Source organism: Kribbella sp. NPDC051620 (genome assembly GCF_044453825.1).
Lineage (GTDB): Bacteria > Actinomycetota > Actinomycetes > Propionibacteriales > Kribbellaceae > Kribbella.
Genome location: NZ_JBITDB010000006.1, coordinates 256,690 through 271,869, shown reverse-complemented (window position 1 = coordinate 271,869; position 15,180 = coordinate 256,690). Strand labels below are relative to the sequence as shown.

The 15,180-nt window shown below is 67.1% G+C and carries 13 protein-coding genes; 8 read left to right on the top strand and 5 right to left on the bottom strand.

The genetic code is table 11. The features are described 5' to 3' along the window. Positions 1-37: 37 nt before the first annotated feature. A complete protein-coding gene (locus tag ACIA12_RS30850) occupies positions 38-796 on the bottom strand; it encodes an SDR family NAD(P)-dependent oxidoreductase (protein WP_396370694.1) in 759 nt (252 codons plus the stop codon). A gap of 127 nt (positions 797-923) precedes the next feature. Here ACIA12_RS30850 and ACIA12_RS30845 point away from each other — a divergent pair, with 127 nt between their 5' ends. The 5 genes from ACIA12_RS30845 to ACIA12_RS30825 all read left to right on the top strand — a co-directional run bounded on the left by ACIA12_RS30845 (position 924) and on the right by ACIA12_RS30825 (position 8,167). Further along, complete coding sequence (locus ACIA12_RS30845; protein WP_396370693.1) at positions 924-2,213, top strand: extracellular solute-binding protein; 1,290 nt, start codon at positions 924-926, stop codon at positions 2,211-2,213. 89 nt (positions 2,214-2,302) lie between these two features. Continuing rightward, positions 2,303-3,157, top strand: a complete 855-nt coding sequence (locus ACIA12_RS30840) for a carbohydrate ABC transporter permease (RefSeq protein WP_396370691.1) — start codon at positions 2,303-2,305, stop codon at positions 3,155-3,157. Continuing rightward, entirely contained in the window at positions 3,154-3,978 is an 825-nt protein-coding gene (locus ACIA12_RS30835; RefSeq protein ID WP_328327524.1) for a carbohydrate ABC transporter permease, read from the top strand. The genes ACIA12_RS30840 and ACIA12_RS30835 overlap by 4 nt, the downstream gene beginning before the upstream one ends. Then, complete coding sequence (locus ACIA12_RS30830) at positions 3,975-6,068, top strand: alpha-galactosidase (protein WP_396370690.1); 2,094 nt, start codon at positions 3,975-3,977, stop codon at positions 6,066-6,068. The genes ACIA12_RS30835 and ACIA12_RS30830 overlap by 4 nt, the downstream gene beginning before the upstream one ends. A gap of 11 nt (positions 6,069-6,079) precedes the next feature. Then, positions 6,080-8,167, top strand: a complete 2,088-nt coding sequence (locus tag ACIA12_RS30825; protein WP_396370689.1) for an NPCBM/NEW2 domain-containing protein — start codon at positions 6,080-6,082, stop codon at positions 8,165-8,167. 170 nt (positions 8,168-8,337) lie between these two features. Here the strand turns inward: ACIA12_RS30825 and ACIA12_RS30820 are convergent, their stop codons facing one another. Then, positions 8,338-8,709 carry a VOC family protein gene (locus ACIA12_RS30820; protein ID WP_396370688.1) on the bottom strand — a complete coding sequence of 124 codons (372 nt, stop codon included), beginning with the start codon at positions 8,707-8,709 and terminating at the stop codon, positions 8,338-8,340. A 53-nt stretch (positions 8,710-8,762) separates the two neighbouring features. Here ACIA12_RS30820 and ACIA12_RS30815 point away from each other — a divergent pair, with 53 nt between their 5' ends. Further along, complete coding sequence (locus ACIA12_RS30815) at positions 8,763-9,719, top strand: helix-turn-helix transcriptional regulator (protein WP_396370687.1); 957 nt, start codon at positions 8,763-8,765, stop codon at positions 9,717-9,719. 14 nt (positions 9,720-9,733) lie between these two features. Here the strand turns inward: ACIA12_RS30815 and ACIA12_RS30810 are convergent, their stop codons facing one another. Beyond that, positions 9,734-10,303: a TetR/AcrR family transcriptional regulator gene (locus ACIA12_RS30810; RefSeq protein ID WP_396370686.1), complete on the bottom strand. Its 570-nt coding sequence runs from the start codon at positions 10,301-10,303 to the stop codon at positions 9,734-9,736. A gap of 69 nt (positions 10,304-10,372) precedes the next feature. Here ACIA12_RS30810 and ACIA12_RS30805 point away from each other — a divergent pair, with 69 nt between their 5' ends. Continuing rightward, positions 10,373-11,173: an SDR family NAD(P)-dependent oxidoreductase gene (locus tag ACIA12_RS30805; protein ID WP_396370684.1), complete on the top strand. Its 801-nt coding sequence runs from the start codon at positions 10,373-10,375 to the stop codon at positions 11,171-11,173. Positions 11,174-11,185: 12 nt separating this feature from the next. Here ACIA12_RS30805 and ACIA12_RS30800 read toward each other — a convergent pair whose 3' ends face one another. Then, positions 11,186-11,959: an alpha/beta fold hydrolase gene (locus ACIA12_RS30800; protein ID WP_396370683.1), complete on the bottom strand. Its 774-nt coding sequence runs from the start codon at positions 11,957-11,959 to the stop codon at positions 11,186-11,188. Positions 11,960-12,045: 86 nt separating this feature from the next. Here ACIA12_RS30800 and ACIA12_RS30795 point away from each other — a divergent pair, with 86 nt between their 5' ends. Continuing rightward, positions 12,046-13,647, top strand: a complete 1,602-nt coding sequence (locus tag ACIA12_RS30795; protein ID WP_396370682.1) for a beta-N-acetylhexosaminidase — start codon at positions 12,046-12,048, stop codon at positions 13,645-13,647. Positions 13,648-13,697: 50 nt separating this feature from the next. Here the strand turns inward: ACIA12_RS30795 and ACIA12_RS30790 are convergent, their stop codons facing one another. Continuing rightward, positions 13,698-15,122 (bottom strand): GH1 family beta-glucosidase, encoded by a 1,425-nt coding sequence (locus tag ACIA12_RS30790; RefSeq protein WP_396370681.1) that lies wholly within the window; start codon positions 15,120-15,122, stop codon positions 13,698-13,700. Positions 15,123-15,180: the final 58 nt, after the last annotated feature.

Genomic DNA, 15,180 nt, shown 5'->3' with positions numbered 1-15,180 from the left:
GGCCCCACCACGCCGTACCCCGGTACCGCTGTCTTCGTCATGCCGAGTCCTTGGCTGCGGCCCAGCCGCCGTCGACCAGGAGCTCGGCGGCGGTGATGAACGACGCCTGCTCGGACAACAGGAACGCCACCGCCTGGGCGACCTCGTCAGGACGACCCAGCCGCCCGATCGCCGTGGCCTTCGCGCTCTGTGCCTTGCCCTTCGCGGTCACACGGTCCCACGCGGCGGTGTCGATCGGACCCGGAAGAACCGTGTTGACCCGGATCGAACCGCCGTACTCGACAGCGAGCTGCCGGCTGAGCGCGAGCAGAGCGCCTTTGGAGGCCGCGTACGCCGGATGGCCGGGGATGCCCGCGACCGCGTGCACCGACGAGACGAGCACCACCGATCCGCCGCGCGCCGCAAGGTCGGAGTACAGGATCTGGAAGCCGAGGAAGGCCGCGGTCAGGTTGACGTCGAGCTGGCGTTGCCACGAGGCCGGTGGCAGCTCGTGCGCCGGCCGGACGTCGACCGTGTACGCGTTGCTGACGAATCCGTCGATCGGACCGAGCGCGTCCCGGCCGCGGGACCGGGCCTCGTGCCAGGTATCGGGAGAGGAGACATCGCCGACGACCGCCAGCGCGCGGCCCGGGATCTCCTTGCACGGTTGGAGATCGACCTGGATGACACCAGCGCCTTCGTCGAGCAGCCGCTGCACGCAGGCAGCGCCGATCCCCGTCGCGGCACCGGTCACCACGATCACCCGCTCAGCCAGCCGCACCAGAAGCCTCCCGATCTCCAACGATGAACGAGTCACTAGTTGACCGTGAGCGGTTGACCACGTCAAGCGATTTCATCGTAATTTACGAATTAATATTGACACGTCCGACGGACCGGCTGCAAGATCCTCGGCAGAACGAACCACTCAATCGACTGGAGTAGTCATGGCGGGTCTGGCAGCTGATCGGCGGACGTTCCTCAAGGGGCTCGGAGTACTCGGGGCGGCCACCCTGATCCCGGGTTGCGCCACCTCGACCTCGTCACCGGGCTCGGGTTCCACTACCGGGGCGACCGGCAATCTCTCGCTGCAGTCCAACCTCTCCGCGGAGCAGGCGAAGGCCGCGATGGAGAAGCTGGTCGAGGCGTACAACAAGACCGGCGGCGCCACGGTCAAGCTCAACACCGTCGCGTCGGAGATCTACCGCACCCAGCTCCCGACGTACCTCACCTCGGCGAACCCGCCGGACGTCTACACCTGGTACGCCGGATCGGTCGCGGACTCGTACGCGAAGAAGGATCTGCTGCTCGACATCACCAGCGTCTGGGACGCGATGGGCAACTACCCCGAATCGATGAAGACGCTGTCCACCAGCAGCAACGGGCAGAAGATCTTCGTGCCGACCAGCTACTACTGGTGGGGCATGTTCTACCGCAAGTCGAACTTCGCCAAGTGGGGCGTGACGCCGCCGAAGACCTGGGACGAGTTCATCGCGGTCTGCAAGACGATCCAGTCCAAGGGCGTCCCGCCGATCGGCATCGGCCTGGGCGACACCCCGTGGGTCGCGTCGGCGTGGTTCGACTACCTGAACATCCGGATCAACGGCGCGCCGTTCCACCGCGACCTGCTGGCCGGCCGCGGCCGTTTCGACGACCCGAAGGTCAAGGCCGTCTTCACCAAGTGGCAGGAGGCGCTGCCGTACTTCGACCCGAAGGGCAAGTCGTTCCCCTTCCAGGAGGCGACCTCCGCGCTGCTCGGCGGCAAGACCGGCATGTTCCTGATCGGCACCTTCTTCGCCGACTCGGCCCCGAAGGACGCCCTCGACGACATCGACTTCTTCCAGTTCCCGATCATCGACCCGTCCGTACCGGTCGCCGAAGAGGCGCCGACCGACGGGTACTTCGCCTCGAAGAAGGCCAAGGACCCCGAGGGCGTGAAGAAGTTCCTCACCTGGCTGGCGACGCCCGAAGCGCAGAACATCTACGTGCAGAGCTCTTCCGGTACCGCGATCCCGGCGAACCCCGAGGGCAAGTCGGCCGACACCGCGCTGGTGAAGAAGGGCAAGGCGATGATCGAGGGCGCGAAGGAGCTGACCCAGTTCTTCAACCGTGACTCGAGTGACGCCCTGCAGCCGACCGCTGATGCCGCGCTGACCAAGTTCCTGGACAAGCCCGACCAGATCGACAAGATCCTCAAGGACTGGCAGGCGGCGGCCGAGAAAGTGTTCAAGGCGTGACCGCAACCACCGTGGAACCTGAATCGCCGCCTGGTACACCGCCTGGTTCAAGGCTTGGATCAAGGTCTGGAGAGCGGCGCCCCTGGCGAGTGTCGCCGTTGATCCTGGCGTTCGTCTTCGTGCCGTTCGCGATCGAGGCAGTGTGGGTGTTCTGGCCCGCGCTGCAAGGGTTCTGGCTGTCGTTGACGGACTGGGACGGGTTGTCGGCGCCGAAGTTCGTCGGCCTCGGCAACTTCGGGGACATGTTCTCCGACCCGATCTTCAAGACCGCGTTGAAGAACACGGCGATCTGGCTCGTGCTGTTCGGTGGGCTCAGTGTCATCGGCGGATTCGGCATGGCGATGCTCCTGCAGAAGGAGCGTCGCGGTGTCGGCATCTACCGGGCGGCGCTGTTCACTCCGGTGGTCTTCTCGCTGGTGGTGACCGCGCTGATCTGGCGGGTCTTCTACCAGCCGGACGGCCTGGTCGATTCGGTACTTCGCGGCATCGGCCTGGAGAGCTGGATCCATCCCTGGCTGGCCGATCCGGACACCGCCCTGTACGCCGTGATCCTGCCGGCCCTCTGGAGGCAGATCGGGTACGTGATGGTGCTCTACCTGGCCGGGCTGAAAGCAGTCGACCCTGCTCTCTACGAAGCGGCTCGGGTGGACGGCGCGTCGGCTTGGCAACGGACCCGGTACGTGACGATCCCGCAGCTCAAGGGCGTGAACTCGGTCGTGCTGTCGGTGATCGTGATCGACTCGCTTCGTTCCTTCGACATCGTCTGGTCGATGACGAGGGGCGGGCCGTACCACTCCTCGGAGCTGCTCAGCACGTACATGTACTCGACCGCGTTCCAGTCCACCCAGCTGGGCTACGCGTCGGCGATCGCCGTGGTGATCTTCATCCTCGCGCTCGCGGTCATCCTCGGCTACCTGATCCGCGCCTTCCGGGAGGAGACATGACGAACCGCTTCAAGACCGGTGGGTACCACGTGGCGATGAGCATCGTCTCGTTCCTGTGGATCGCGCCGATCCTGTGGGTGGTGGTGATCTCGCTGCGCAGCTTCGACGACGTCGCGGCCAACGGGCTCGGGTCGCTGCCGCACTCGTTCACGTTCTCGACGTACAAGTCGGCGTGGGAGGACGCGGACGAGTTCCGGGCGCTGATCAACTCGCTGGCGGTGACGATCCCGGCCGTGATCCTGAGCCTCGGGCTGGCGTCGATCGCGGCGTACGGGCTGGCGCGGTACAACATTCCGTTCCGGCGGACTGTGTTGCTGCTGATGCTGATGGGGAACCTGCTGCCGCCGCAGATCCTGCTGATCCCGATCTCGCGGTTCGTCGAACTGACCGGGTACTACGACACGTTGTACGCGCTGATCGCGGTGCATGTCGGGTTCGGGCTCGGCTTCTACACGTTCGTGCTGCACGGGTTCATGCGGGATCTGCCGCGGGAGATCCAGGAAGCGGCGACGATCGACGGCGCGGGGCCGGGCAAGATCTACGCCAGCGTCATCCTGCCGCTCACCCGGCCGGCGATGGCGGCTCTCGGCGCGCTTTCGTTCACCTGGATCTTCAACGACCTGCTGTGGTCGATCACGGTGATCCGCTCCGGCGAGAAGATGCCGGTCACGCCGGCGCTGCTGGGTCTTCAGGGTCTGTTCGTCTCATCGTGGAACGTGATTGCCGCAGGCACCGTCATTGCGGCCGTCCCCACTCTTGCGGTGTTCTTGAAGTTCCAGAAGCACTTCGTCTCGGGACTCGCGATCGGAGCCGTCAAGTGACCCGATGGACGTTGCGCGGAGCAACCACGTCGTACGTCGTGGAGGTTGCGTCGCATGGGCAGTGGGCACAGCTTGTTGCCTGGGGCCCGCATGCGGTGGCGGACGGCCCGTCGCTGCTCGCCCCGGTCGGCACCGAGCATTTCATCCCGCGAGTTGACATAGAGCCGCTCGAGTACGGGGTGAAGGGCGTTCGGTACACCACTGCGCCTGAGCTGGTGGTAATAGGAGACGACGGCTCGGACGAGCTCCGCCCGCTCTTCGTGAGCGCCAGCGGCTCCGCCACACGCCGGTCGGCGGCGGCACCCGCCACCGCGGCCGCACCTCTCGGCTCAGCGGATACCCCTGTCGCCGCCGGAGGCGGGGACGGGCTGGAGTTGGGGTTTGTCGACGACCTGCGTGGGGTGCGCATCGTGTTGCACTACCGGGTGCCGGCTGGGCTGGATGTTGTTGAGCGGTGGGTTTCCGTGCACAACGACGGGGGCGAGGAGCTCCGGCTTCGGCAGCATGCGTCGGCGGGGTTTGTGGTGCCTACCAGCGACGGCGCGGTGGTGAATTACCTCTGGGGTGAATGGAACAGCGAGTTCCAGCGCGGGAGTGTCGAGCTGCGGCGCGGTCGGTTCTCGATCGACAGCAGGCAAGGGATCACCGGTCACTCGTACTCGCCGTTCCTGTCAGTAGGAGAGCAGAGCGGCCCCGCGTGGGGTGTGCAGTTGGCGTGGTCCGGCTCCTGGGAGATGAGTGCGGAGGTCGACACCACCGGGCAGACGCGGATCCAGGCAGGACGGTTGGCATCGAGCCTCGGGCTGACGCTCGGACCGGGCGAGAGTTGGGTTTCGCCGAACGCGGTGGGTGCGTTCAGCAACGATGGGCTGGACGGACTGGCTCGCGTCTTCCACGCGTACCAGCGGACCTTCTCGCGAGGGCTGCCGCAGAAGGTGTTGTACAACTCCTGGTTCGCGACCGAGTTCGACGTACGAGCCGCTCATCAGCTCGAGCTGGCCAAGCGGGCGGTGCGTGCCGGAGTCGAGACGTTCGTGGTCGACGACGGCTGGTTCGTCGGGCGGTCGGATGACACCGGTGGGCTGGGGGATTGGGATGTTGATCAAGAAGCCTTCCCCGACGGGCTCGGGAGCTTCATCGCGGACCTGAAGGAGATCGGTCTCGGCTTCGGCCTGTGGGTGGAGCCCGAGTCCGTCAGCCCGTCATCGGAACTGGCGGCCAAGCATCCCGAGTGGATCCTGCAGACGCCCGGTCGCGAGCCGCTGCTGGTTCGCAATCAGTTGCTCCTCGATCTGAGTCGTGACGATGTCGCCGAGTGGATCTGGGCGACGCTCGACCGGCTGCTTTCGTCGTACGAGATCAGCTACCTGAAGTGGGACGCGAACCGGCCGCGGCTCGACGCCGGCGATCAGCGCCGTGATCTCGACGGCCGAGTCGTCGAGAACCTGTACAAGATCCTCGACCGGCTGCGCGCCGAGCACCCGCAGGTTGTCGTCGAAGGGTGCGCCGGCGGTGGCGCGAGGGTCGATCTCGGCATGGCTGCTCGCGTCGACACGCTCTGGCCGAGTGACAACACGGCGCCGCTCGATCGGCTGAGCATCCAGCGCGGGTTCCTGACCGGGTACTCGCCGCACTTGATGAGCTCGTGGGTGACAGATGCCGAGGGGACCCACGACGGGCGTGAGCGGTCGCTCGACTTCCGGTTCCATGTCGCGATGGCCGGCGGGCTCGGGATCGGCGCCGACCTGTCGCGCTGGACCGACGAACAGCTGGCGACGGCGGCGCGGCACATCGCGCAGTACAAGGAAATCCGAGATGTGGTTGCCAATGGCAAGGTATACCAGCTTGCCGAGGGCACTCAGTACGTAGCAGAAGACCGGAGCGTCGTGTTCTTGTGGAACACGGGCGACGGCAACGTCCGCGGCACTCTGCCGACGCGACCCCGTGGGATCCCGCTGGTTCAGCTGGATCCCGCCCAGAACTACCGGGTGGGAACTGAGGTCTACCCGGGCAGCTACCTGCTGCAGGTCGGCGTCCCCTGGGATGACTCGACCGACTCGCAATGCCTGGTCATCACCCCGTCCAACTGAAGGATGAAGACGTGAAACGACTATCCGCCCTGCTCGGCGGCGCGCTCTCGGCGGTCCTGGTGACCGCCGCGCTCGCGACCACCGCGGCAGCCACGACCACCGGCGCCACGACCCAAGCAGCCACCACGACAACCCCGGTGCTCAGCCCCACGCCGTACATGGGCTGGAACACGTACTACGGCCTCGGCGGTGACTTCACCGAGGCAACCATCCGCTCGGTCGCCGACTCCATGGTCAGTCGCGGCCTGAAGAAGGCCGGCTACGACATCGTCTGGCTCGACGGTGGCTGGCAGGCCGACGAGTCGCGCAGCGCGGCCGGCGATCTGGTCCCCAACCCGGCCAAGTTCCCGAACGGGCTCAAGCCGCTGGTCGACTACATCCACAGCAAGGGCCTGAAGGCGGGCATCTACACCGACGCCGGCCCGTACATCCCGGGCAAGTGTGGCCTCGGCAGCGGCGGCTACTACCAGCACGACGCGGACACCTTCGCTGCTTGGGGTTTCGACGCCGTCAAGGTCGACTACCTCTGCGGTATCGCGGCCAACCTCGACCCGAAGACGGTCTTCACCGAGTTCGCCAACGCGCTGCACAACAACGCGAGCCACCGGCCGCTGATCTTCAACCTGTGCAACCCGGTCACCTCGCCGGACTGGGGCAACTACCCCGAGTCGCAGCAGTCGATCAACTCCTGGTCGTACGCGCCGGCGATCGCGCAGTCGTGGCGGACGTACACCGATGTCGGCTTCCAGGGCGACATCAAGTTCAAGGATGTTCTGCGCAACTACGACGCGAACGCTCGGCACCCCGAGGTCGTCAAGCCCGGCGCGTTCGGTGACCCGGACTACCTGGCGCCTGAGCTCGGCATGTCCGACGAGGAGTTCCGCACCCAGTTGACGCTGTGGTCGGTCGCCGCCGCCCCGCTTGTCGTGGGCAGTGACATCCGCAAGCTGAGCGCGACCACGATCGGCATGCTGACCGACCCCGACGTCATCGCGATCAACCAGGACAAGGCGGCAGTACAGGCCGTGCGCGTCGGTGCAGCCGGTACTACGGAAACGTGGGTGAAGCGTCTCGCCGACGGCAGCCGCGCGGTCGTACTCCTCAACCGCGGCGACACCGCGAAGACCCTCACCACCACGGCCTCGGCCGTCGGTCTGCAGGGTGGCCGCTTCACGCTGAAGAACGCCTGGACCAACGCGGTCACCGAGAGCGCCGGCACCATCAGCGCCGCCGTACCGGCCCACGGTACTGCGCTGTTCCGGGTCGGTCCGGCGGTTGGTCTGCCGGGTATCCCGCACGTCACCGCCGGCATCCCGCAGGTCACCCAGGTCGGCACGCAGGTACTTCCTGAGGGCAGCGCCCCGGTCGTTGCCGGTGGCGACGAACTGCGCGCTGAGGTTGCCGTCCGCAACGATGGTGTACTCCCGGTCTTCAAGCCGACGGTCAGCTTGACCGCTGCTGCTAGTTGGACGATTACTCCGGTCGGCAAGGCTCCGGTGCTCTTGGCTCCCGGCCAGAAGGTCACCTTGGCCTTCGAGGTGAAGCTGCCGGCGACGACTGAGGCGGGCAATGCGTCGCTGACGGCGACTACGCAGTACGAGGCTCTTGGTTACGGCATCCAGAAGCAGGTGACGGTGTCGCCGCTGGTCATCGCGCCGGTACCGCCGGACGGGGTCGCGGCGCTCTCGCACCACCCGTGGATCAGCGCGACCAGCGGCTGGATGTCGCCGACCGTGGACGAGAGTGTCGGCGGCGGTTCGCCGATCAGCCTGGTCAGCCAGACGTATCCGACCGGCATCGGCGTTGCTTCGCCGTCGCTGGTCCGGTACTACCTCGGCCAGCAGTGCACCAAGCTCACCGGGACGGTCGGCATCGACGACGCGGTGCGCAACGTCGGCCCGGAGGGTGGTACCTCGACCTTCCAGGTGATCGGTGACGGCAAGGTCCTGTTCGACTCCGGTGTCGTCGACCGCGACCACCCGAAGCCGGTCGATGTCGACCTCACCGGGGTGCGCGTCCTCGACCTGGTGGTCGGCGATGCAGGCGACGGCGGCTACAACGACCGCGCCGACTGGGCAGCCCCGACTGCCACCTGCTGACAAATCGCTGCTGGAGGGCGGACCGGGCTGACCCGGTCCGCCCTCTGTCATGCGTGGGACTGTGGTTCCCCCACGCGGCCCACTACGCAGGCTCCTCCGTCGCCCACTCCACGGACCGCTCCCACCCACCCCGGTTGCGCGTGCTGTGCCCGCGTGGGGTGGGGCCTGTGTCAGTTGGGTGGGGTGAAGAGGTTGACCAGGTTGCCGTCGGGGTCGCGGAGGAGGGCGGAGCGGTTGCCCCAGGGCATGGTGGTCGGGTTCTGGATGAACTCGAGGTCTTGCAGGCGGTCAAACTCCGCGTCGACATCAGGGACCTGGAACTCCAGGAACGCCGAGTGGTTGGCGGCGGGGCGGACGACGTCTTCGCCGTACAGCTTCGTGGTGAGATCGCTGCTGGAGATGGCCAAGGTGCCTGCAGTGGTGGCGATCTGTGCGAAGACCGGGGCGGGACGGCTCGCGGTGAGGCCGGTGAGGTGTTCGTAGAAGGCGGTCAGGCGGTCGACGTCGGTCGTCACGACGCGGACGGAAGCGAAAGTGGTCATGTCTTCGACGGTAGAACTGATACCGGACAGGATCCGCCCGGTATTCTGAAGATGTGACGAGGCCGACTTCGCGGGTGCTGGCGTTGCTGGAGCTGCTCCAGGGCGGCGGCACTCGGCGGGTCGGAGACCTGGCCGAGCGGCTCGGCGTCGATGAGCGGACGGTACGCCGGTACGCGGAGCATCTCGTCGAGCTGGACATCCCGGTCCGCTCGGTCCGTGGACGGTACGGCGGCTACCGGCTCGCACCCGGCTACCGAATGCCACCTCTCATGCTCACCGACGACGAAGCAGTCGCGATGGCGATCGGTCTCGTCGTCGGTCGCCGAGCCGGTCTGGTACCTGAGTCAAGCGCCTCGGAAAGTGCCCTGGCGAAGCTCCGCCGCGTCCTCCCCACCCGCTTGGCCGATCGCCTAGGCGCCCTGCTCGCCACCACGTCCTTCACCGCCCCGCCACGCTCCACTACCCCGACGGACTCCGACCTCCTGCTGACCATCGCCGAGGCAGCCCGGGACCGACGAGCAGTCGAGATCTCGTACACAGACCGAAGCGGATGCCGCAGCACCCGCATCATCACCCCCGACGGCGTAGTCGGCCACGCCGGCCACTGGTACGTAGCCACCTCTACCCGGACGTTCCGCCTGGACCGCATCGCCACCGCCTCGTTGCTAACAGCAACCACAGACCAGCCGACGACCTCCGACCCGGCCCAGCACGTACTCGAGTCCCTGGCCGCCACACCCTGGACCCACAAGATCTCCGTACGAGTCCCAGGCTCACCCGACGACGTACAACGCCGCCTCCCGCTCGGCCTGGCTGTCATCACCGCGCTCGAAGGCAGCACATCCGACGACGGCGAGATCGTTCGAGTCGAGTTCCGCGCCGAGCGCCTCGACTGGGTCCCCGCGCTGCTCGCCGGCCTCGACCGCCCGTTCGTCATCGAAGAGCCGGCCGAGTTGCGCCGCCTGGTCACCGACCTGGCCACTCGGCTCGCCGCGTGGGCCGGCAACTGAGGCCCGGTCCCCGGTCACGGATCGACGACGACCGAGAGCATCGCAGCCAAGCGGTCGGTCAGTACAGGTGTCTGGGAGTCCCGCAAGGCGGGAGTGCCGATCACGGTCCGCATCAGCCAGACGCCGGCCAGGAGGGCGAGTCCGACCTCGGCTCGTTCCTGCGCGTCCGGGCCCTCCAGGCCGGCGGCGAACCGGGCGCCGACATGGCGTTCGATCCCGGCCCGGATGATGTCGGCCGCGCGGGGATTGGCCGCCGACCGGAGCATGAGCTCGAACGGACCGAGATGCTCAGCGCCGGGAGCGGTCCTGGCGACCAGCGCCTCGGCCGTCGCTCGTGCGAGTCGGACCGGCACTTCCGGATTGTCCGGAATCATCGTTGGCGGCGCGAAGGCCGTGTCGACGACCTCGGTGAACAGGCCTTCCTTCGACCCGAAGTACCGGTTGACCAGCATGGCCGTGACGCCGGCGTCGGCAGCGATCTCGCGCACCCCGACCCCGTCGTACCCGCGCTTGGTGAACGCCGTCACCGCCGACTCCAGGATCGCCTGACGAGTGGCGGCCGCGTTCCGGGATCTCTTCTCCATGCGGGAAGTCTACGTGTGTATACTGAAATCGTAAGTCTACGAGCGTATACATATTGGAAGGTCAGCACGATGGATCTGCAGTTGAGGCAACGACGCGCCCTGGTCACCGGTTCGACCTCCGGACTCGGGGAAGCGACGGTCCGGATGCTCGCGGCGGAGGGCGCCGCCGTCATCGTCCACGGGCGCAACGCGGAAAAAGCACGAGCGATCGCGGACGAGATCGTCGCCGCCGGTGGCCGGGCCGTGGTGGCGGTGGGAGATCTGACCACCGACGAGGGAGCCGACGCGGTCGCCGAGGCGGCGCTGGCCGGCGGGCCGGTCGACATCCTGGTCAACAACGCCGGCGCCTATGAGCACCTGAGCTGGGCGGAGGCGTCACCGGATGCCTGGGCCGTCACCTACGACCAGAACGTGATCTCCGGGGTCCGGATGATCCAGCGGCTGGTTCCGGCGATGCGTGACCGCGGCTGGGGTCGGGTGATCACCATCGGTGGCGGGCTCGGCGGACAGCCGATGAACACCCACCCGCAGTACAACGCCACCCTCGCGGCCCGGCACAATCTGGCCGTCTCGTTGGCCCGTGAGCTGAAAGGCACCGGTGTCACCTCGAACATCGTTGCTCCTGGCGCCATTCTCGTCCCGGCCGTCCAGGAACTGCTGACCGGAATCGCGGATGAGCGCGGTTGGGGCACCACCTGGTCGGAGATCGAGGAGAACTCCGTCCGCGAACTCGTCCCGAACGACGCCAACCGATTCGGTCGCCCCGACGAGATTGCCGGCGCCGTCGCCTACCTGTGCGGTCCCCTCGCCGACTACATCAGTGGGGCGTCGCTCCGCGTCGACGGCGGAACCGTCCGCGGCGTCCAGTAGCCACAGGCATCACTACTCGGCGGCCGGGGCGCGGCGGATGGCGGCGATCGTGGGGACCGGGTCGTTGGTGAGGAAGTCGAGGACCAGCGTGTTGACCAGGTGAGGCTTCTCCTGGGTGAGGAAGTGGGAGGTGCCGGGGACGACGGCGAACTCGGCGTTGGGGATGTTGTCGTACATCTCGACCGCGTGTGCCAGCGTCACCAGGTCGTCGTCGGAGAACATCACCAGTGTCCGCGCGGTGATCACGTTCAGCTCGGACGCCTGCAGGTCGGGTTCCTTGGCCGCCATCTCGCCGATCTTGGTGGCCACGACCGGGAAGTGCTCCTCGCCGTCGGGGGAGACCTCGCCGTACGCCGGGCCGAGGAACTGGGTGATTGCCGGGACGTCCCACTCCATCTCCGGACCCGCCTCGCCGGACTTGTTGAAGCCGCCGCTGATCAGCACCAGCCGCTTCACCAGCTCCGGCCGCTGCATCGCGACGAGCATCGCGGTGAACGCGCCGTCGCTGTGCCCGACCAGATCGGCCGGCTGCCCGACCACGGTCTCCAGGAACGCGATCGTGTCGTCGGCCATGATCTGGTAGCTGATCGGGCCCTCGACATCCGGCGTATGCCCGTGCCCGCGCCGCTCCGGCGTGTAGACGTGGAAGTGCTCGGCCAGCGCGGGCGTGTTGGCCTCGAAGAACCGCGCATCCACGAGCCCACCGTGCATCAGTACGAGCGGCTCACCCGATCCCTGTTCGTCGTACCAGGTCTTCACGGCCCCCAACTGCACGTACTCACCCATAGCGTTCCCCAATGTCCGGTTGCCCGAAAAGCTACCCCACGGACCGGGCCTTGACTCGCCCGGTGAGGGGCCGAACACTCACCGTTATGACACGACTCGCCCGCCGCCCAGGACGGGTCTCGCTAGCAGGCATCCTCACCGCCGCTCTGCTCGCGACACCCCTCTTCGCATCTCCGACGACTGCCCTGGCCAAGCCACAGGCAGCTCCCGCACCGAGCCTCATCCCCAAGCCGGTCAGCCAAACCGCCCTCACCGGCCAGACCTTCAGCATGACTTCATCGAGCGCGATCAGCATCGCCACCGACGCCGCTGAAAGCCAAGCAGCCGGCAACGTCGCAGAACAGTTCGCCGCCAGACTGCGCGTCTCAACCGGCTACCCGCTGGCGATCGTGCCAGGCGCAGCCAGCATCAAACTCTCCACGAACGGCCCAGCCTCGCTCGGCGCGGAGGGCTATCAGTTGCGCGTCGACAGCAGCGCGCTGAGCGTTACCGCAGCAACTCCGGAAGGCCTGTACCGCGGCCTCACCACCGTGAGGCAACTCCTGCCCGCCAAGTCCGAGGCAACCGCCCAACAGGCTGGCCCGTGGACAGTCGCCGGTACGACGATCGACGACTCACCGCGCTACTCCTACCGCGGCACCATGCTCGACGTGTCCCGCCACTTCTTCTCCGTGGCCGAGGTGAAGCGCTACATCGACCTCGCCACGCTATACAAGCTCAACAAGCTCCACCTGCACCTCTCGGACGACCAGGGCTGGCGGATCCAGGTCGACTCGTGGCCACGGCTCACGACGTACGGAGGAAGTCTCGAGGTCGGCGGCACGCCAGGCGGCTTCTACAGCAAGGCGGACTACGCAGAGATCGTCCGGTACGCCGGTGAGCGCTACCTGCAGGTCATCCCCGAGATCGACACCCCCGGCCACACCAACGCCGCACTGGCGTCCTATGCCCAGCTCAACTGCAACGGGGTCGCTCCGCCGCTCTACACCGGCACCGACGTCGGGTTCAGCTCGCTCTGCGTCGCGAAGCCGGTCACGTACACCTTCCTCGACGACGTGTTCCGTGAGGTGGCTCAGCAGACCCCCGGTGACATCGTCCACCTCGGCGGGGACGAGGCGCGCTCGACGCCGCACTCCGACTACCTGACCTTCGTACCGAAGGCGTCCGCTCTGGTCACCAAGCAGAACAAGCGGGTGATGGGCTGGCAGGAGATCGCCGAGACCACGCTGCCCGCCAACAGCATCGCGCAGTACTGGGGTACCGACGACACGCGTTCCCGCGACCTGGCCCGGATGGCCGCAGCCCAAGGCAGCAAGGTCGTCCTGTCACCAGCCAACCGGGCGTACCTGGACATGAAGTACAACTCCAGTACTCCGTACGGCCTGTCCTGGGCCGGCTACGTCAGCATCCAGAAGTCCTACAGCTGGAACCCGTCCACGTTGATCCCCAACCTGCCCGCCACCGCGGTAGCCGGCGTAGAGGCGCCCATCTGGTCCGAGACCCTCGACAACCTGGACAAGCTCGAGTACATGGCCTTCCCCCGCCTGCCAGGCATCGCCGAACTCGGGTGGTCCCCGTCCTCGGCCCTCGACTGGACCACCTACAAAACCCGCCTAGGCGGCCAAGGCTCCCGCTGGGACGTCCTCAGCATCAACTTCTACCGGGCTCCCGAAATCACCTGGCGCTGAGCAGTGCGCGAACGGCCCGGACGAGGGCGTCCGGGCCGTTCAGTGCCTATCTACTTCGAGCGGTGCTGTTGAGCTACTTCCTTCAGGTACAGGGCGCTTTGCTTCGGGATGCGGGCCTGGGTGTCGTAGTCGACCCGGACGATTCCGAAGCGCTTGTCGTAGCCGTAGGCCCATTCGAAGTTGTCGAGTAGGGACCAGGCGAGGTAGCCGCGGATGTCGGCGCCTTGCTGGATGGCGGAGGCTACGGCGGCCAGGTGGGAGGCGAAGTAGGCGGTGCGACCCTCGTCGGCTACGTAGCCGGTTTCGTCCGCGGTGTCGTCGAAGGCGGAGCCGTTCTCGGTGATGACCATCGGGACGCCGGGGTAGTCCTTGCTGATCCGGACGAGGAGGTCGGTGAAGCCTTCGGGAACGATCTCCCAGTCCATGGCGGTGCGCGGACGGTTCAGGGGGAGAGTGCGGGTGATCGGCAGGCCGTCCTCGCCGACCGCCTCGCCGTTCTCGCCGAAGCCGGTGAACTTCTGGCTGAAGTAGTAGTTGATGCCCAGGACATCGAACGGCGCGGAGATGGTCGCCAGATCTCCTTCCTGGACAGGGATCTCGACGCCCTCGGCCGCGAGGTCGGCAATGACATCGGCCGGGTAGTGGCCGTGGATCAGCGGGTCGAGGTAGAGCCGCGCGCCCATCCCGTCAGCGCGACGGGCTGCCTCGAGGTCCGGCTCCAGGTCGCTGGCCGGGTACGCCGTTGCCGCGTTCAGCGTGATCCCGATGTCGAGCTTGCGCGGAGCAGCCTCGCGCATCCGCTCGGTCGCGAGCCCGTGCCCGAGCAGCAGGTGGTGCACCGCGGCAACAGCGGCCGGGTACTCCTTCCGCCCGGGCGCGTGAGCGCCGTACGCATATCCGAGCATCGCCGAGCACCACGGCTCGTTCAGCGTCGTCCAGGTGTCCACCCGGTCGCTCAGCGCGTCGAACACCAGCATCGAGTAGTCCGCGAACCGGTACGCCGTATCGCGTACCGGCCAGCCGCCCGCGTCCTCGAGTTCCTGCGGCAGATCCCAGTGGTACAGGGTCACCCAAGGGTCGATGCCCTGGGCAAGCAGTTCGTCGACGAGCCGGTCGTAGAACGCGATACCGGCCGGGTTGACGCCACCGCGACCACCCGGCTGCACCCGTGGCCAGGAGACCGAGAACCGGTACGTGTCCAGCCCGAGGTCCTTGATCAGGGCAACGTCGGCCGGCATCCGGGTGTAGTGCTCGCAGGCGATGTCGCCGGTGTCACCGTTGTCGATCGCGCCGGGGACCTTGCAGAAGGTGTCCCAGATCGACGGCGTCCGTCCGTCGACGTCGACGGCGCCTTCGATCTGGTACGCCGAGGTCGCGACGCCCCAGCGGAAGCCCGGCGGCAGACTGTCGATCAGGGTCTGCTCGGCCGCCGGCGCGGTGAACACTGCGGAGGTGGGAACAGCGGTGGTGTTCATAGGCGTGTGTACGGCGCCCGCCGGTGGGCGAGCGCCGTACTGGCTCCCTTCGAAGTAG